This is a genomic window from Nocardia jiangsuensis, assembly GCF_042650385.1.
Taxonomy (GTDB): domain Bacteria; phylum Actinomycetota; class Actinomycetes; order Mycobacteriales; family Mycobacteriaceae; genus Nocardia; species Nocardia jiangsuensis.
The window spans coordinates 416,664-433,701 of sequence record NZ_JBHSAX010000019.1 but is presented as its reverse complement, the minus strand read 5'-3'; the positions used below and the strand labels follow the sequence as shown (position 1 = coordinate 433,701).

Sequence of the window (17,038 nt, the reverse complement as noted above, 5' to 3'; positions counted from 1 at the left end):
TCCGTCCCGCGACTGCGTCTGCCGCCTGCCGCCCATGTCCTCTCGCTCTCGGTTCGCACGAGCAGGACCCGCCGCCCGCGGCAGCTGCCGCCACTGCGGACCGGACCCTGGCAGCGACCCTCGCCGCCGCATATGAGCCATACCCGTTTCGGCCCGCCGATCGACCGCGCTGGACTCAGGAGTTCAGGGGCTGGGCCGGGGTGCGGCCGTAGCGCCGCCGCTAGTAGCCGGAGAAACGTCCGGAGCCGGGGAAGCCCCGGCGGGCGGCGATCGCGGTGACGGTGTCGCCCGCGGCGGGTCGGCGGTGAGCAGGTCGCGGTGGGCGGCGTCGAGCCGGACCTGGCGGTGGTAGCCGAGCGGGGTGGTGCCGTGGTGGGTGCGGAAGGCGTACCGCAGGGCCCGCGGGGTGACGCCGGCGACCTGGGCCAGTTCGGTCACGGCGACCGGGGTCTGCGGGTGGGCATGCAGGTGCTCGACCGCGCGGGCGAGCGCGGCGGGCGAGGTGGCGCCCGGGCCGGGCCGGTAGGGCTGGGTCATGCCGGTGTGCGGGAAGACCGCGAACACCGCGGTGGCGGGCGACGTGATCGTGCATCGGAGGGGCCGAGAACGGGCCGGCGCAGCAGTTCGCTTCCGCACGGGGGTTCGCTCGGCGTATACCACCGGATGGTGCCCGCCGAACACCGTCCTCGTCGACCATCGGCCGCGCGGTGGCCGGTCAGCCGCCGGATTCCGCCTCCGGTGCGCGGTCGGACAGCTCGGCATTGCGCTCGTGGGCGCGGGCGAGCTGGTCCTCGAGGGAGATGATCCGACTGGCCGCCTCGAGCGCGGTGCCCCGGTCGACGAGTTCACGGGCACGGGCGGCGATCTGCAACTGGGCGCGGGAGTAGCGGCGGTGCCCGCCGTCGGAGCGCTGTGGCTCGACGAGGCCGGTGGCGCCGAGGGCGCGCAGGAAGGCGGGCGTGACGCCGAGGATCTCCGCGGCGCGGCCCATGCTGTAGGCGGGGTAGTTGTCGTCGTCGAGACGCCCGGCAGCGGTGTCGGAGCCGGATTCTTCGAAGAGGGGTTCGGGCACAGTGCCTTTCGGGTCGGTGGTCACGCCAGGGGGCCCCGGCGCCATTGGCGCCGGGGCCCGGAAGAGTTACGAGGGGAATTCCGACATCATCACGCGGCCGGTACGGCCGGTGCCCGGAATCTGGCGGGCATGTGAAGTCGGGTCGAGTTGTTCAGTAGGCCACCTCCCGAGATCGGTTGACGTTCCTTCGGTACTGCGTCCCCGCCCCCGGCGGTCCGGCCGACTGCACCGGATTCTCTTCTCCGCCGGAGGGGGCGAGGGCCCTGCTCTCCGGGCAGTTCACCTGCCCGGCTACCAGTCCTTCTGTTCTCGACGAGAGAGACATTAGTAGCTTCTCGGCAGAATGTCTACACCCGAGGAAGTAGGTTTTGGACGAGACATCGGTGGCATACCGAGTGGGTCTCATTACCCTGGGTTTCGGGGGCCGTATCGGCGTCGGAGCTGCAGCAGAACGGGGGTGGTCGTGGAGAGCGACGATCTGGAAGCCGAACTCGCCGACGCGATCACGCGACTGGGCGGGCTCGGGCCCGATCCCACCCGCGCCGAGGTACAGGTGCTGCGCGAGCGGGTCGGGGTGCTCTACAGCACGCTGTCGCGCACCGTGCCCGACGGGCCCCGCCACGACCGGCTGCGCGCCGCGCTGCGCGAAGCCGAACAGCTGCTGGTCCACGCGGGTGAGCGGGCCGACCGCGCGGTCACCGTCGCTCACATCACCGCCGCCCGCCGCCGGGCCGCGCCGCGCTGAACCTCCCGGCCGCCGCGCTCGACCGCCGTCCACTCCCGCACCGGATCACGGAGTGTCGTTTTCCGCGGAAAGAGAGGAGAGTGAACCGTGCTGATCACAACGCCCGTTGCTGCCCCCGCAGGGCAGCGAGGTCACGGGAATCGACTGCGGCTCGGAGGGAGCCCGCACGTATGCCGTTCACCAGCACCGATCTCGGCGTGATCGCCGATTTCATGACAAGGGCCTACGCGACCGCGCGGTTCGGCACCGCCGCGGGCGCGCGGGAGAGCCCGACCTCGGTCGGGCGGATCCAGCTCGGCCCAGCGGTGCGCCTGGACCGGCTCGGCTTCGGCACGACCATGTCGTGGACGGTCGACCCGCTCGGCACCTGGTGGGTGTGCGCGGTCCGGCGCGGCGCGGTCGAGCGCACCGATGCCGCCGGGCGCACGACGGCGGTCGCCCCCGGGCAGCTCGCCGGGCTCGGCGAAGTCGGAAACGGTGGCCTGCGCGCCACCGGCTACGACATCCTCTCGGTCGATCCGCGGTTTCTGCCTCGCGACACCGGCCCACACGGTGACGACGCGCCGTGGCGGATCGGCACCCGCCATCTCGACCCGGCCGGCGGGGTCCGCCTGGCCGCGGTGCTCGACCACGTGCGCGCCGCGGCCGAAGCCGGCGTCCTCGAGTCCCCCGGGGTGACCGCCAGCCTCGCCCAGTACGTGGCGGCCTCGGTCACCGAGGCCTTTCCCGCCGACGACAACCACGAATGGGACGGCGACGGCGGTGCCACGGACTCGGAGACCGTGCAGCGCGCCATCGCCTTCCTGGAGACCCACGCGCACGAGAACATCACCATCGGCCGGGTCGCCGCGGCGGCGTTCGTGACCCCGCGCGCGGTGCAGCTGGCCTTCCGCGCGCACCTCGACACCACCCCGCTGGGCTATCTGAAGCGGATCCGCCTCGCCGGCGCCCACGATCAGCTGCAGCGCGCCGGCTCCGGCGACCGCCAGACCGTCACCTCGATCTCCCAGCACTGGGGCTTCACCCACTCCGGGCGCTTCGCCATCGACTACCGGCACGAGTACGGCCACAGCCCCGCCGAGACCCTGCAGAACTGACCACCACCGTGCATTCGCTAGGTGACGGGCAGTTCGCCGGTGCGGGTGAGGTGTTCGGCGATCTCGGTGAGCTTGGTGTTCGTGTGCTGGCTGGCGCGGGCCAGGATGGCGAAGGCCTGGTCCGCGGTGAGGCGGTGGCGTTCCATCAGGATGCCCTTGGCCTGCCCGATCAGGTCGCGGGAATCGCGAGCGTGGGTGAGCTGAGCGGCCTGCTCGGCGTCGGCCATGGCCACCGCGGCGTGGGCGGCGAAGAGCAGCCCGACGTGCTCGGAGTCCTCGGTGAACGCTTCGGCTTCGTGGGCGTACAGGTTGAGCGCGCCGAGGCTGCTGTCGCTGACCCAGAGCTGGAAGGAGAGCATGCTGGCGATCCCGAGTTCGACCGCGCGCGCGGCGAAGCGGGGCCAGCGCTGCTCGTTGGCCATGTCGGGGACCGAGACGGTGCGCTTGTCGTAGAGCGCGTCCAGGCACGGGCCCTGCTCGAGGTCGATCTGGGCGCGGTCGACCTCGAGCACCAGCGGCGCGGAGGAGTACGGGGTGCGCATCGCGGCGCGGCGGGAGACCACCGAGAGTCCGGCGTAGCCCGCGCCTGGCACGGTGGCCACCGCGGCCTCGACGATGCCCTGCAGGGTGTCGTCGACATCGTGCTGCTGCTGCAGGTCGCGGGCGAGCTCGCTCAGCCGGGCCGCCAGATCCGGCGATACCGAACTCAGGGCCGCGGGCGGCCCGGGATCGAGCTGATGATCGTCGCTCATTCGGGCACGCCTTCTCCCGGTGTGTCGGCCGTGCGTCGGAAACCCGCTCGTGCGTCCCCACGCTACACCGGCGGTGCCACCGGATCAGGCAGCCGCGACCGCTCCGGCCATCGCCTGGGCGCGTAGCTGGGCGAGCACGCGGGTCAGGATCCGGGAGACCTGCATCTGGGAAACCCCGATCCTGGCCGCGATCTCGGTCTGGGTCAGATTCTCCGAGTAGCGCCACACCAGCACCTGCCGGTCCCGCTCCGGGAGCGCGGCCAGCAGCGGGCCGACGGTGATCGCGTCCTCGAGCAGGGTGTAGCCGGGATCGGGGGCGACGAGGTCGTCGAGCACCGAGCCACCGCCGTCCTCGCCCCGACCTCCCGCGTCGACCGATTCACTCTGATAGGCATTGCGCGCGATCAGCGCCTGGGTGACCTCGACCAGCTCCACCCCGAGCTCGGCGGCGATCTCGCGCGCGGTCGGCATCCGGTTGAGCTGCTGCGACAGCGACTCGATCGTCGGGGCGAGGCGCTGCTGGAGCTCCTTCACCGCGCGGGGGACCCGCACCGCCCACATCTTGTCGCGGAAATGGCGGCGCACCTCCCCCATCACCGTCGGGATCGCGAATCCGAGAAACGGGCTGCCGTGGGCGGGGTCGAACCGGTCGACGGCCTGCACCAGCCCGACCATCGCGACCTGGACCAGGTCATCGATGTTCTCCCCGCGCCCGCCGAATCGCATCGCGATGTGCTCGGCCAGCGGCAGCGCGGTGATGATGATGGCGTCCCGCAGCCGCGCCCGCGCCGGGTCGGCGGGATCGAGGGCGGCCAGTTCGGCGAAACGGGGTTCGAGGTTCTCGTAGTCGTCTCTCCCCGCTCCGGCGCGGCGGGCAAATTCGGCGTAGGTGGTCGAGGTTCTCGAACTCGTCACAGGGTGGGGCACCTTCCGGCAGGCAATACGAACAAGTGTTCTAAAGCACTACCCGGACAGTCGACCCCCAAACCCCACCGGCGCGGTGCGGGCCGGTCCGTTCGCTCTCAGGCCCGGTGGCCGGGCTCGAGGTGCTCGACATCGGCCATGCGCAGCACCGCGACCCCGGACGCAGGCGCCGACCCCGCGTCCGGGGCGAGCAGCATGCCGACATGGTCCCCGTAGTCGTGGCGTTCGAGAATCGGGCCGCTGAACCACCCGGCCGCGGGTGTCAGGATCGGCAGCCCGCCCGGACCGGGCCGCCACGCACAGCGCTCGAACTTGTCGATCTCGTCGCCGGTTTCCGCGCCGAACAGCTCGGCGAGGGCAGGCCGGTCGCGCGGGAGCAGATGTACCGCCAGCCGCCCGGCTCGCTCCGCCACCCCGAAGGTGTGGTTCGACTTCGATATTCCCACCAGGAAGCGCAGGGGATCGATGCTGACCTGGGCGGTGAAGCCGACCAGGCAGCCGCTGCGCTCGGCACCGGCGCGGGTGGTGACGACGAAGACCGGGTAGTCCGCGGCGGCGAGCACCGCCGCGCAGTCCGACTCGGCGTCATTGGTGTTCTCCGACATGGGACCCGGATTCCCCCGCGGCCGCCCCCCACACTGCCCCGGCGGGTGCCGGACATGTCGAACGAGAGCGCGTCAAGGCGGGTTGCGGCGTCGCCGGGCCCTGCCGGGGAGTTCAGCACCCCGCTCGTGGCGAGCGCTCCCCGGGGAACCGTGACACCACCCCGGGGGCACCCGTAGCCCGTTGTCACAGAGCACATTCACCCCGGAACGAAGATCATTTCTCGCACGATTCGGGCACTATGCATTCGAGGCGGCTGTACGCTGCGCCGAAAGTGAACCATCCGTAGTTCACATCTGGATTCGAGAGGCCCATGACGATTCGCACCTCGGGTAAGCACCTTCTCCGCGCGGCAGGCGCGCTGATCGCCGGACTCCTCCTGCTGAGCGCGACAGCCTGCGGCGACGACTCGACCGAGCCGCCGAAAACACCCGCCACCAGCACCGTCGCCCCGGCCCCCGCAACTCCGGCGCCCGCCGCCGACCCGGCGCCGAGCAGCGCCGCTCCCGCACCGGCCGAAGCCCCGCCCGCGCCGCAACCGCCGGTCGCCGAGCCGGAGGAGCCGGTCATCCAGGCGCCTGCCCCGCCGCCGGTCGCGCCGAAGCCGGCGCCGCGGACGGCCGCCCCGGAGCCGGCTCCGCAGCCCGCGCCCGCACCGCCCACCCTGGACGCGCCCGGCTTCGAGCCGCGCGCCGGCTACTGAGGTCACGATGAGATCCGTCGTCAGCGCCCTGTGCGCGGCGGCCGCGCTGGCCGCCGCGTCGGCGATGGGAACGGCCGCCGCGCGGGCGGAGCCGGAGCCGGCGCCGCAGGGCAAGCAGGTCATCGTCCTCGGCGATTCCTACACCGCCAACGGGTGGGATCCGCTCACCCTCGGCGACGTCTGCGTGCGCGGCGCGACCGCGTGGCCCGCCCAGCTCGGCGCGCTGCTCGGCCCGGACGGGCACGGTCAGGTGGCGAACCCGTCCTGCTCGGGCGCGACCATCGACAGCGGGCCCGGATTCACCCTGGCCCACGAGGTGCTGCAGGCCGATCGCGAAGGCGCGCTCGGCCCCGCGACGAAGCTGGTGACCCTGCAACTCGGCCTCGACGACCGCTGGGGCGAGAGCACGCAGACCCTCTGGTACGGGCTGCAGCAGTGCGTGTTCGACCTCGTCCGCGGCTGCGACCTGGACGCGGTGGAGCAGGGCCGCTACCCGGACCTGCGCGGCGTCACCGGCCCCGTCTACGCCGAGCGGATCCACGCCGCGGTCACCTACATCCGCTACTACGCCCCCGCCGCCCGGGTCGTGCTCATGGGGTACCCGGAGGTGCTGGCAGCGGGCACGGAGACGGCCTGCGTCAGCATCCTCGGCATCGCGCCGTTCATCCAGCCGCGCGCCAAGGCCGTGGTCGACTACTTCGACCGGATGGACCGCGCCCAGCGCGAGGCCGCCCAGCTGCTCGGGCTGGAGTTCTTCGATACCCGCGCGCTGACCGCCGGGCACGGGCTGTGCTCGGCCGAGCCGTGGATCAACGGGTTCTTCGACTGGCGCACCGACATCGCCGGGCTGCCGATGCATCCGTCGGCGCGCGGGGACGGCGTCGTCGCGACCGCCCTGCACGAGAGGTATCTGCGGTGACCACCGAGGTCACCGAGCGGCGGCCCGCGCTGCCATCGCTGACCGGGGCGCGCTGGTGGGCGGCGTTCGCGGTGTTCACGCTGCATGCGCTGGTGTTCCTGCCGGTGTACCCGTTCCAGAAGTCCGAACTGTTCCGGCAGCTGCACCAGTGGATGCCGATGCAGCTGGGGGCCGCGGGGGTCACGTTCTTCTTCGTGCTGTCCGGCTTCATCATCTACTGGGCGTTCCGGCCCGGCATGTCGGTGCGGCTGTTCTACCGGCGCCGGGTGCTGAAGATCTACCCGACGCACCTGGTGGCGGCGGCGGCGTTCGTGCTGGTCGCGGCGGTTCCGCTGCAGCGGCTGGTGGTGTGGCTGCCGAACCTGCTGCTCGTGCACGCCTGGGTGCCGAAGTGGAGCACGGTCGGCGGGCTGAACGTGCCCGCCTGGTCACTGGCCGCCGAGATGCTGTTCTACCTGAGCTTCCCGTTGCTGGTGCCGCTGGTGCTGCGCATCCCGACCCGGCGGTTGCTGCTCGCGGCCACGATCCTGGTGCTCGGAGTGCTCGCCCTGCACGCCGCCTTCTACCTGTGGGTGCCAGGTCCGAAGGGGATCGCCAACGCGTTCGCGCCCCGGCTGGTGCCCGGCGACACCTCGCCCTTCTACGAGCTGCACGCTTCGCCCGCCTGGTTCGCCCAGCCCGATATCCCGGTGTCGCCGTCGTACTGGCTCGGCTACACCTTCCCGCCCGCCCGGCTCCCGGAGTTCTACCTCGGCGTGCTGGCCGCCCGGATGGTGATCGAGGGGCGCTGGCGCAACACCCGGCTCGCGCCGCCGATGCTGGCGCTGGTGCTCGCCTACGCCGCGACCTGGGTGGTCCCGGTCGACTTCAAGATGTCGGCGCTGCTGATCGCGCCCACCGCGGCGGTGGTGGCGACGCTCGCGGTCCGGGACCTGCGCGGGATCCGAGGGCTCAACTCGCACCCGCGCATGGTGTGGCTCGGCAATATCTCCTACGCGTTCTATCTGATCCAGTTCCCGGTCATGGTGCTGGTCACCCGATTCCTGATCGGGGGGAGGCAGTTCGGGTTCCTCGGGTGGGCGGGGTTCAGCGTGCTGGTGCTCGTGCTGTCGACGGCGGCCGCGGCTGCCCTCTACCACTGGGTCGACCTGCCGATCATGAACCGGTTCGCGGGACGTTCCTCGCCTCCCCCTGATCAGCGCACGGAATCGGAACCCGATACATCAGCGCGTATTTCGGCACACAGCGGCGTCGAACTCGAGAAAGAAGCATCGACGCGGCGTACCTGACCGCTACCCGGCCGAACCTTCCAGCGAGATCGGGTGTCGTATTGACCGCCCGGATACCGGGTATCCCCCACGGATGGGCAGCATGATCAAGAAAGCAGCGCATCTGCAGTACACCGACCTGGGCGCCGCGGTCCGGCTGCGCCGGGACGAATCCGAGGTGGTCGGCGAGCTGGTCGGCTTCACCCTGGCCAGGGAGACCGACGTGGAACTGGAACTGCACGTCGCCGTACTCGACCCGGCCGACGTCACCGCCTGCATCGAACCGGACAGCTCGGTGGAGCTGCGCGGCGACCGCTACGAGGGCGACGACGCCGACCCGGAGGGCTGGAGCAACGCCGTCTGAACCAATGGTGGTGCGGCCGGCCGGCCGCACCACCGGGCTTCATGCCGCGGCGGGCTCCTCGGCCCGCTTCGCCGCTCCGACCGCCGACACCTGCGGAATCGTGAAGGTGGCGAGCACACCGGCGATCGCGATCACGAAGCACGCGACGGTGTACCAGAGACTCCCGATGGGATCACCGTTGCCGGTCACCCCGTCCACCGCCCCGACGTAGTCCGGCAGCGCGGTACCCCACAGCACGGCCATGAGGGCCAGGTAGACGATCGCGTACCCCTGCACGAAGCGATTGCGATCACCGCGCACGTCGGAGGTGCCTGCGCGCAGCGCCGACCACCGCTTCCACAGCAGCACCACCGCCACCACCGACAGCACCGCCAGCTCCGCCGCGTACACGACACCGCGCACGGTGTCGCTGCCGATGCCGATCACCGTGGCGGGCAACGGAAGCACGAACGTGCCGATCGAGGCGAGCAACCCGATCACCACCGTCCGCCACACCAGCTGCAACCCGGTGAACGTCGTCCCGGCGTCCACCTGGCGCCCGACGAAGTACTGCACGCACAGCGCCAGCGACATGGGCCAGAGCGCGGCGAAGACGACGACGCTCGGCAGCGGGACCGCGGCGAAGAACGGCTGGTTGATCGGGTTGTCCAGCGACCACTCCCACCAGCGCAGCTGCGGGCCGATGTGGTCGAAGATCTCGTAGAAGGCGTGGTGCACGAAGCCGACGCAGACCGCGCCGAGCAGCACCCCGTACCGGCGGAACACCCCGAGCATCCGGACGATCTCGAAGGCCAGCGTCGCCATCAGCGGATAGATCGCGACGATGTAGAGCGGCAGCCGCCCCCACAGGAAGTCGACGGTGAACACGTTGTGCGCGAACATGGTGTCGACGTGTTCTTCGATGCCGAACGCCGCCGGGAAGTACAGCGGCGGCTCGATCACGAACAGGTAGGCCGTCGCGCCGAACCAGAGCACGAGGTTGGTCGGGTCACCGTGTCTGCGCAGCCGCAGGATCGCGTAGACCAGGGCGAGGACCGAGCCGAGCACGATGGTCAGCTCGAGCACCGGCAGCGTCCAGTTCTCCAGCGCGGCCGGGTTGCGGAACTCGACGAGCCCGCCCGCCTCGGCGCACGAGAAGCCGAGTCGCGTGGCGAGTTCGGCGAAGGTGGGGGCACAGGGGGAGCTCATCCGTTCACCGCCAGCTGCTCGGTGTCCGCGGTGTACCAGCGGGTGCAGTCGTAGCCGGCGTCGTAGCGGGCGAACCACTCCCCCGCCAGCACGGGCAGTTTCTCAGCACCCGGGTCGTGGCCGGGCATCTGGCTGCGGAACACCCCCGCCAGCGCGGTGAGCTGCGCCTTGCGCGGGAGCCCGTCGAAGGCGCGCGGCATGGGCCCCTTGCTCAGGTAGGGCGCGACCGAGCCGAGCACCCGCTGCTTGACCCGGTGGGTGGCGAACATCGACAGCGAGTCCACCTTCCGCCGCGCCGGCGGGACGTGCTGGTTGAATCCCGCGCAGGCGATCCGGATCACCTTCATGACGTGCGCGAAGATCGACGGCGCCATCCGCATCCGGTATAGCCCGTTCCCGACCAGGGCATTGAACAGGATCAGCGCGGAGCTGCGGTGCTCGACCTCCTCGACGAAGTGCCAGAGGAACAGCGAGGCGACGCGGTCGTCGCCGGGGCGGAACAGCGTCGCCTCGTGGTCGAGCATGAGCTTGAAGACCGGGGTGAAGGTGGCCTCGAGGTCGGCGGTGTAGGCGAGCCGGTAGTCGGTGGAGGTCGCCTCGGTGAGCAGGTCGAACTCGCCGATCACCGCGTCGAGGGTGTTCTGCAGCCCCGGGTACTGCTTGATCAGCGCCTTGACGTGCTGGCGGTGCGCGGTCGAGTGGTGCCCCTCCTGCCGCATGAACGCCACCGCCTCGGCCGCGACCTCCGGGTCGGTGAGCACCGGCTTGAGCTGCATGATCAGCTTCACGATCATCTTCTCGAAGCCGACCGCCAGGAACGAGACGGCATTGGACATGCTCGACCAGGCCGGGTTCTGCGGATTCCAGCAGAAGGGGACGTCGGCGGATTCGAAGCCGAAGTCCATCTTTCGCGGCTGTAACTGGGTCATACCTCGCCTCACGGGTCAGGGCTGTTTGCGTCACCATACACAAAAGCACACGACTGTATGATTGCTTTGCCGCTGGTAGTGTCCGACCGGTGGCGCGCAGACGCGGATGGGGCGGCAGTCCGCCGGTCGACGACGAGGAAGCGCAGAGCCGGATCGTCGCCGCCGCCGTCGAGCTGATCGGCGCGACCGGAGCGGCGATCAGCATCGCCCAGGTGGCCGAGGCGCTCGGCGTGATCCGGCAGACCGTGTACCGCTACTTCCCCACCGCCGAGACGCTGATGACCGCCGCCGCGATCGCCTCCGTCGACGGCTTCCTCGACCGGCTGACCGCGCACGTCGCCGGGCTCGACGACCCGGCCGAGGCGATGACCGAAGGCGTGCTGTTCACCCTCGTCGAGGTGCGCCGCACCCCGCACCTCGGGCTGCTGCTCTCGAGCTCCTACTCCGGGCGCGACCCCGACAGCCTCACCTCCGAGCAGGCGCGGACCTTCGGCATGACCATGATCCGGCGGTTCGACGTGGACTGGGAGCGGCACGGGTACGACGAGGAGGCGCTGCACGAACTCGTGGAGTACGCGCTGCGGACCATGCAGTCGTTCTTCGTCTCGCCGGGAAATCCGCCGCGCGATACCGAGCAGTTGCGCGGCTACCTGCGGCGCTGGCTGGGATCCGCCATCGCCGCGCAGTCCGCGATCGTTCCGGGATCGGCCGGCCGGAGCCGACGGCGACTCCGGACCACGTGATCGAGCTCGCTCACCGCTCTGACCAGCCCACTCCGGATCACTTGCTCCAGTTCGCCGGGACGCCGGGGAGAGTTTGCCGGTCCGCACCGCGGGTAGGCGGCTGCCGTCTCCAGTGATCACGGCGAAAGGGCGAATCGGCATGGTGCGAATTCCTGGCGGGCAGCGGTGACCGAGGCCGTGCTGGCGCCGCCGCGGCGGCCCGGTGTCCCCGCGACGATCCGGGTGGCATCGGTGCCGGCGTCGCACGTGTACGTGCGGCACCTGGGCGACCCCGACGAACCCGACGGCGTGCTCCGCCTGCCCGACCCGCCGCCGGCGGACGGGCGGACGGTGCCGGGCGGCTGGTGGCCGCCGCTCATGCTCGACCCGGTCTGGATCGACGAGCACCACACCGAATTCGACCTGATGCACATCCATTTCGGCTTCGACGCCGTCGAGCCCGCGGTGCTGCGCGCGATCGCGCACCGGCTGCGCGCGCACGGCAAGCCGCTGGTCTACACCGTGCACGACCTGCGCAACCCGCACCACGTCGACCCCGGCGAGCACCACGCCCAGCTCGACGTGCTGATCGAGGCCGCCGACGTGCTCATCACCCTGACGCCGGGCGCCGGGCGCGAGATCGAGCGGCGCTGGGGGCGGCGCGCGCACGTGCTGCCGCACCCGCACGTGGTCGAGGCCGAGCTGGTGCGCGCCGAGCGCCCGCCCGCGCCGCAGTTCAGCGTCGGGGTGCACGTGAAGAGCCTGCGCGCGAACATGGACCCGCTGCCGGTGCTGGAGACGCTGGCCGGGGTGATCACCGAGATCCCCGAGGCGGTGCTGCGGATCAACCTGCACGACGAGATGTTCGACCCGGACAACCACTGGTACAACCCGCGCACGGGTGCGGCGATCCTCGACTTCCAGCGCCGCCCGCAGGTGCAGGTGGAGGTGCACGAGTACTTCTCCGACGCCCAGCTGTGGCGGTACCTGTCGTCGCTGTCGGCGTCGGTGCTGCCCTACCGCTTCGGCACGCACTCGGGGTGGCTGGAGGCCTGCTACGACCTCGGCACCGCGGTGATCGCCCCGGACTGCGGCCACTACCGCGACCAACGTCCCTGCTACACGTACGGCTTCGGCGAGCGCGGGCTGGACGCGGCCTCGCTGCGGCGCGCGGTGCTCGAGGCGAACGCCCGGCCGCTGCCGCGCGCCACCTGGCCGCGCAGGCACAGCGAGCGCCGCGCGCTGGCCACCGCGCACCGCCGCCTCTACGAGCAGGCGCTGTCGTGAGCGCGGGGCTGCGGGTCGCGCTCATCGCCTCCAGCAGGCACCCGATCGCCCAGCCCTTCGCGGGCGGGCTGGAGGCGCACGTGTGGCACCTGGCCCGCGCGCTGCGCACCCGCGGCCACGCGGTGACCCTGTTCGCCGCCGCGGGCAGCGACCCCGCCCTGGAGGCGGCGACGGTCACCGAGCCGGCCTTCACCCCGAGCCCGCTCGCCGCCGCCGATCCCTCGTCCGCGCCGACGGAGTTCCTGGTCGACCACCACGCCTACCTGAGCCTCATGCTCCGGCTGCAGCGCACGGGCGCGGCGGATTTCGACGTGGTGCACAACCACAGCCTGCACTACCTGCCGGTGGCGATGGCCTCCGGCGTGACGGTCCCGATGCTGACCACCCTGCACACCCCGCCGACGCCGTGGCTGGAGTCCGCGGTCGGGGTCGCCGGGGCGGGCGGGTCGACGTTCACCGCGGTCAGCGCGCACACCGCGCGGTCGTGGCGGCCCCTGCTCGGGGAGATCGCGGTGATCGGCAACGGGGTCGACGGCGGGCGCTGGCCGGTCGGGCCCGGCGGCGCCGATCTGGTGTGGACCGGGCGGATCACCCCGGAGAAGGGGACGCACCTGGCGATCGAGGCGGCCGCGATGGCCGGGCGCAGACTGCACCTGGCCGGGCCGGTCAGCGACGGCGGCTACTTCGCGCGGGCGGTCGCGCCGCGGCTGGGGCCGGAGGTCGTCTACCACGGGCACCTGCACCAGGCGGAGCTGGCCGAGCTGGTCGGCTCGAGCGCGGCCGCGCTGGTCACCCCCTGCTGGGACGAGCCGTACGGGCTGGTGGTGGCCGAGGCGCTGGCCTGCGGGACGCCCGTGGTCGCCTTCGCGCGCGGCGGCGTTCCGGAGATCCTCGATCCCGGCTCCGGGGTGCTGGTCGCGCCCGGTGACACCGGGGCCATGGCGGCCGCCGTGCACCGAGCCGCCGCACTGCCGCGGGCAGGCGCCAGGCAGCGTGCCGAGACACACTGCGCCCAGTCCGGGATGGTCGAGGCCTACCTCCGCAGCTACCGGCAGTTGATCGGCAGGCACGACGTGGTCGCGGCATGATCGGCTACTACGTGCACCACCACGGCTCCGGGCACCTGCATCGGGCGCGCGCCATCGCCGCCGAACTCGGCGAGCCGGTGACCGTGCTGACCTCACTGCCCGACCCGGGAACCGGATTCGCCGACACTGTGCTCCTGCCCCGCGACGACAGCGCCGCCGACCCGGTCGGCACCGACGCGGGCGGCGCGCTGCACTGGGTGCCGCGGGGCGACCGGGGGCTCGCCGACCGGATGGCGGCCGTCGCGGCGTGGATCGCGGCGGCGCGGCCGTCGGCGATGGTCGTGGACGTCTCGGTGGAGGTCGCGCTGCTGGCGCGGCTGCACGGGGTCCCGGTGGCGACCATGGTGCTGCCGGGCGAGCGGGTCGACGACCCGCACCGGCTGGTGCACCGCATCGCCGACCGGATCATCGCGGCCTGGCCGCGGGACCTGAACGACCCGCCCTACCTGCGCTCCCACGACGTCCGCTTCGTCGGCGGCATCAGCCGTTTCGCCGGACGCCCGCGAGTACCGGAGCCGCAGGCGCCCGATGTCCTGGTGCTGGCCGGAGCGGGCGGCGCGGACTTCGCCGCCGAGACGGTGTCGGATCTGGCCGTGCGGCACGGGAATCGGCGCTGGCGCCACCTCGGCCCCGGCTCCTGGGTGGACGATCCGTGGCCGCTGCTGTGCGGGGCCGGGGTCGTGGTCGCGCACTGCGGGCAGGGCGCGGTGGCCGATATCGCGGCGGCCGGAGCGCGGGCGGTGCTGATTCCCGCCGCGCGCCCCTTCGGCGAGCAGCACGCCACCGCCGCGGCCATCGACGCCGCCGGACTTGCGGTCGTGGCCGATCGGTGGCCCGCACCCGGCGAGTGGCCCGGGCTGCTCGATCGCGCCGCGAACCTCGATCCCGGCCGCTGGGCCGGGTGGCGCACGACCGGCGCCGCCGCCAGGGCCGCGGCCGCGATCGAGGAGCTCGCCGGCCGGCGCGAACGGCGGGCATCGTGAGGACCGCGGTCATCACCCTGTGCGGTGGACGGCTGCCGCACCTGCGCAATCAACTGCGCGGCATCGAACTCGGCACCCTGCGCCCCGATGTCCACGTCGTGGTGGCGCTCGGTGATCCCGCCGTCACGACCGCACTCGCCGACCACCCGGCACACGTGGTCGAATTCGACTGCACCGCTCCGCTCCCCCTGGCCACCGCCCGCAATCTCGGTGCCGAGGCCGCGCTGGCGGCGGGCGCGGAGGTCCTGATCTTCCTGGATGTCGACTGCGTCCCCGGCCCGGAGCTGGTCGCCCGCTACCGCGAACTGGCCGCCTCCGGCGAGCGGGCGCTGTGGTGCGGCCCGGTCACCTACCTGCCCGCAGCACCGCCCGGCGGCTACGACCTCGAGCGGCTCGCCGCCGAGCGCGCCCCGCACCCGGTCCGCCCCGACCCCGGCCCCGGCGCGGTCCTGCGCGACGGCGACCACGACCTCTTCTGGTCCCTGTCCTTCGCCCTCACCGCCGGCACCTGGCGCACCATCGGCGGCTTCCACCCCGGCTACCGCGGCTACGGCGGGGAGGACACCGACTTCGGCGCCGCGGCCGCCGCGGCCGGGGTACCGCTGCACTGGGCAGGCGGCGCGGACGCCTACCACCAGCACCACCCGGTCTCCGACCCGCCGGTCGAGCACCTCGCCGACATCCTCGCCAACGCCACCCGCTTCCACCGCCGCTGGGGCCGCTGGCCCATGACCGGCTGGCTGCGCGCCTTCGCCGACGCCGGGCTGGCCGAGTACGACCCCGCCCGCGACACCTGGACCCGCGTGCACCGGGAACTCGCGGGTACCCCGTGAGCACACCCGTTCAGGAGGATGCGATGGATCAGCAGCAGGCCGCCTTCGGCAGCGCGGACATGGACCGCAAGACCGCCGAGCCCGCCGAGCCGACCGAACCCGACGTGCCGAGCGACCCGAAGCACCCGGACGAGGCCGCCGACGAATTCCCCGCCGAGGACTGATCACACCCGGACGAGCTCGCCCGAGCGCACCCCCGCCAGATCGTCGGCCAGCGCCGCCACGGTCTCCGCCGCGCACACCCGGTTGTCCCCCACCCCGCCGACCGGACCGCGCTTGGCCCAGCCGGTGACGTAGAGCCGGTCGACCACCGCACCGCTCACGGGTTCGACGACCCGCCCCTCCCGGTGCGCGACCGTCCCCCGCTCGCTGAGCGGAACCCCGCGGATCGGGGTCACCTGGAAACCGGCCGCGCTGACGACCGAGTTCGCGCCGAAGGTGCGCCCGGCGCTGGTCGAGACCCGCAGGCTGCGCCCGTCGGCGATCTCCAGCCCGGTGGCCTCGCTGCCGAAGGAGAAGACCACCCGGGTGCGGCCGCGTACGGGCGGCTCGGCGAGGTCGATCGCGGGCAGCCCGCCGATGTCGCGGACCACCGGGTTCGGGGCCGCACGCGGCGCCAGCCCGGCGCCGTCGCGGACGAGATCGACGTTCTGCAGCTGCGCCAGCTCGAGGAAGACCGACGGCGTGAAGGCGACCCGGTCGGTGCGGGAGAGCACCAGGATCTGCTCGACCGGGCGGCCGCCCGGGTTCACCTCGTCGCGGGTGACGATGTGCCGGACCAGGTCCATCGCGACATTGCCGCCCCCCACCACCAGGCAGACCGGCCCGAGGTCACCGGCCCCGGCGGGGGCGGGCAGCCCGGCGTTGTCGGCGGCGATGATGTCGATGGCGTGGTGGAAGCCGGGAATGCGGCGGTGGTTCTCGTGGCCGAGCGTGCGCGGGCGGGTCGCGCCGCAAGCGAGCACGACGGCGTCGAACTCCCGGCGCAGCTCGTCCACGGCGATGTCGACGCCGATCTCGGTGCCGAGCAGCACGGTCACCCGGTCGTCGCCGAAGGGCTTGCCGAACAGCGCGATCATGTCGCGCACCCGGGTGTCGGCGTGCGAGACGCCGCGGCGCAGCAGCCCGCCGATCTCCTCGTGCTTCTCGAACACCGTGATCCGCGCCGAGCCGGAGCGCTGCAGGATCTCCCGCACGGTGTAGAGCGCGGCGGGACCCGCCCCGACCACGGCGATGCGCAGCGGCACGGCGAGCGCCCGGTGCCCGGTGTCGCGCGGGGCCGGCACCCGCGGCGCGCGCGCCCTGCCCCGGAAGAACTCCTCGTTGATCCGCGCGAACGGCAGCTCGGTGCTGGTCAGGTCGAACTCGGACTTGATCGCCGAGGCCGGGCAGGCCTCCACGCAGGCCGTGCAGTCGATGCAGGTGCGCGGGTCGATGTGCAGGGTCGCGGCCGTCCCGAAGCCGGGCTCGCCCGGCGCGGGGTGGATACAGTTCTGCGGGCACACCTTGACGCACGAGGCGTCCTTGCAGCAGTGGCCGAGGATCACATGGGTCACGCCTT

At 72.4% G+C, this 17,038-nt stretch carries 20 protein-coding genes; 12 read left to right on the top strand and 8 right to left on the bottom strand.

Translation table 11 applies throughout. The features are described 5' to 3' along the window. Positions 1-183 precede the first annotated feature (183 nt). Both ACFO0B_RS25120 and ACFO0B_RS25115 read right to left on the bottom strand, forming a co-directional pair. Positions 184-537: a helix-turn-helix domain-containing protein gene (locus tag ACFO0B_RS25120; protein ID WP_378615032.1), complete on the bottom strand. Its 354-nt coding sequence runs from the start codon at positions 535-537 to the stop codon at positions 184-186. A 178-nt stretch (positions 538-715) separates the two neighbouring features. Further along, positions 716-1,072 (bottom strand): helix-turn-helix domain-containing protein, encoded by a 357-nt coding sequence (locus ACFO0B_RS25115; RefSeq protein WP_378615031.1) that lies wholly within the window; start codon positions 1,070-1,072, stop codon positions 716-718. Positions 1,073-1,535: 463 nt separating this feature from the next. Between ACFO0B_RS25115 and ACFO0B_RS25110 the strand changes: the two genes are divergently transcribed. Together ACFO0B_RS25110 and ACFO0B_RS25105 are read left to right on the top strand one after the other, a co-directional pair. Then, the gene (locus tag ACFO0B_RS25110; RefSeq protein WP_378615030.1) at positions 1,536-1,817 is read left to right on the top strand and encodes a hypothetical protein; all 282 of its coding nucleotides are present in this window, start codon (positions 1,536-1,538) and stop codon (positions 1,815-1,817) included. Positions 1,818-1,987: 170 nt separating this feature from the next. Beyond that, the gene (locus tag ACFO0B_RS25105; RefSeq protein ID WP_378615029.1) at positions 1,988-2,914 is read left to right on the top strand and encodes a helix-turn-helix transcriptional regulator; all 927 of its coding nucleotides are present in this window, start codon (positions 1,988-1,990) and stop codon (positions 2,912-2,914) included. A 17-nt stretch (positions 2,915-2,931) separates the two neighbouring features. On the opposite strand, the gene ACFO0B_RS25100 is transcribed toward ACFO0B_RS25105, so the two are convergent. The 3 genes from ACFO0B_RS25100 to ACFO0B_RS25090 all read right to left on the bottom strand — a co-directional run bounded on the left by ACFO0B_RS25100 (position 2,932) and on the right by ACFO0B_RS25090 (position 5,195). Next, a complete protein-coding gene (locus ACFO0B_RS25100) occupies positions 2,932-3,666 on the bottom strand; it encodes a GAF and ANTAR domain-containing protein (protein ID WP_378615028.1) in 735 nt (244 codons plus the stop codon). A gap of 84 nt (positions 3,667-3,750) precedes the next feature. Next, positions 3,751-4,581, bottom strand: coding sequence for a SigB/SigF/SigG family RNA polymerase sigma factor (locus tag ACFO0B_RS25095; protein WP_378615027.1), 831 nt, complete (start codon positions 4,579-4,581; stop codon positions 3,751-3,753). A gap of 107 nt (positions 4,582-4,688) precedes the next feature. Continuing rightward, a complete protein-coding gene (locus tag ACFO0B_RS25090) occupies positions 4,689-5,195 on the bottom strand; it encodes a flavin reductase family protein (RefSeq protein ID WP_378615026.1) in 507 nt (168 codons plus the stop codon). A gap of 311 nt (positions 5,196-5,506) precedes the next feature. On the opposite strand from ACFO0B_RS25090, the gene ACFO0B_RS25085 reads away from it, so the two are divergent. From ACFO0B_RS25085 to ACFO0B_RS25070, 4 genes are all read left to right on the top strand, one after another. Next, positions 5,507-5,896, top strand: coding sequence for a hypothetical protein (locus ACFO0B_RS25085; protein WP_378615025.1), 390 nt, complete (start codon positions 5,507-5,509; stop codon positions 5,894-5,896). 7 nt (positions 5,897-5,903) lie between these two features. After that, the gene (locus ACFO0B_RS25080) at positions 5,904-6,815 is read left to right on the top strand and encodes an SGNH/GDSL hydrolase family protein (RefSeq protein ID WP_378615024.1); all 912 of its coding nucleotides are present in this window, start codon (positions 5,904-5,906) and stop codon (positions 6,813-6,815) included. Further along, on the top strand, positions 6,812-8,104 hold the full coding sequence (locus ACFO0B_RS25075; protein WP_378615023.1) for an acyltransferase family protein: 1,293 nt from the start codon (positions 6,812-6,814) through the stop codon (positions 8,102-8,104). The genes ACFO0B_RS25080 and ACFO0B_RS25075 overlap by 4 nt, the downstream gene beginning before the upstream one ends. An 82-nt stretch (positions 8,105-8,186) precedes the next feature. Beyond that, positions 8,187-8,447 carry a hypothetical protein gene (locus tag ACFO0B_RS25070; RefSeq protein ID WP_378615022.1) on the top strand — a complete coding sequence of 87 codons (261 nt, stop codon included), beginning with the start codon at positions 8,187-8,189 and terminating at the stop codon, positions 8,445-8,447. A 39-nt stretch (positions 8,448-8,486) separates the two neighbouring features. Here ACFO0B_RS25070 and ACFO0B_RS25065 read toward each other — a convergent pair whose 3' ends face one another. After that, positions 8,487-9,635 carry a hypothetical protein gene (locus ACFO0B_RS25065; protein WP_378615021.1) on the bottom strand — a complete coding sequence of 383 codons (1,149 nt, stop codon included), beginning with the start codon at positions 9,633-9,635 and terminating at the stop codon, positions 8,487-8,489. Further along, entirely contained in the window at positions 9,632-10,564 is a 933-nt protein-coding gene (locus ACFO0B_RS25060; protein WP_378615020.1) for a metal-dependent hydrolase, read from the bottom strand. Before ACFO0B_RS25060 ends, ACFO0B_RS25065 begins: the two co-directional genes overlap by 4 nt. Before the next feature lie 89 nt (positions 10,565-10,653). On the opposite strand from ACFO0B_RS25060, the gene ACFO0B_RS25055 reads away from it, so the two are divergent. The 6 genes from ACFO0B_RS25055 (at position 10,654) to ACFO0B_RS25030 (ending at position 15,641) form a co-directional block, all read left to right on the top strand. Then, on the top strand, positions 10,654-11,307 hold the full coding sequence (locus ACFO0B_RS25055; protein WP_378615019.1) for a TetR/AcrR family transcriptional regulator: 654 nt from the start codon (positions 10,654-10,656) through the stop codon (positions 11,305-11,307). A 231-nt stretch (positions 11,308-11,538) separates the two neighbouring features. Then, positions 11,539-12,573 carry a glycosyltransferase gene (locus ACFO0B_RS25050; protein ID WP_378615308.1) on the top strand — a complete coding sequence of 345 codons (1,035 nt, stop codon included), beginning with the start codon at positions 11,539-11,541 and terminating at the stop codon, positions 12,571-12,573. Next, positions 12,570-13,661, top strand: coding sequence for a glycosyltransferase (locus tag ACFO0B_RS25045; protein ID WP_378615018.1), 1,092 nt, complete (start codon positions 12,570-12,572; stop codon positions 13,659-13,661). The genes ACFO0B_RS25050 and ACFO0B_RS25045 overlap by 4 nt, the downstream gene beginning before the upstream one ends. Continuing rightward, positions 13,658-14,644: a hypothetical protein gene (locus ACFO0B_RS25040; protein WP_378615017.1), complete on the top strand. Its 987-nt coding sequence runs from the start codon at positions 13,658-13,660 to the stop codon at positions 14,642-14,644. The genes ACFO0B_RS25045 and ACFO0B_RS25040 overlap by 4 nt, the downstream gene beginning before the upstream one ends. Beyond that, the gene (locus ACFO0B_RS25035) at positions 14,641-15,477 is read left to right on the top strand and encodes a glycosyltransferase family 2 protein (RefSeq protein WP_378615016.1); all 837 of its coding nucleotides are present in this window, start codon (positions 14,641-14,643) and stop codon (positions 15,475-15,477) included. Before ACFO0B_RS25040 ends, ACFO0B_RS25035 begins: the two co-directional genes overlap by 4 nt. Positions 15,478-15,500: 23 nt before the next feature. Further along, positions 15,501-15,641: a hypothetical protein gene (locus ACFO0B_RS25030; RefSeq protein ID WP_378615015.1), complete on the top strand. Its 141-nt coding sequence runs from the start codon at positions 15,501-15,503 to the stop codon at positions 15,639-15,641. On the opposite strand, the gene ACFO0B_RS25025 is transcribed toward ACFO0B_RS25030, so the two are convergent. Further along, positions 15,642-17,033, bottom strand: coding sequence for an FAD-dependent oxidoreductase (locus ACFO0B_RS25025; protein WP_378615014.1), 1,392 nt, complete (start codon positions 17,031-17,033; stop codon positions 15,642-15,644). It lies immediately after the preceding gene. Positions 17,034-17,038: the final 5 nt, after the last annotated feature.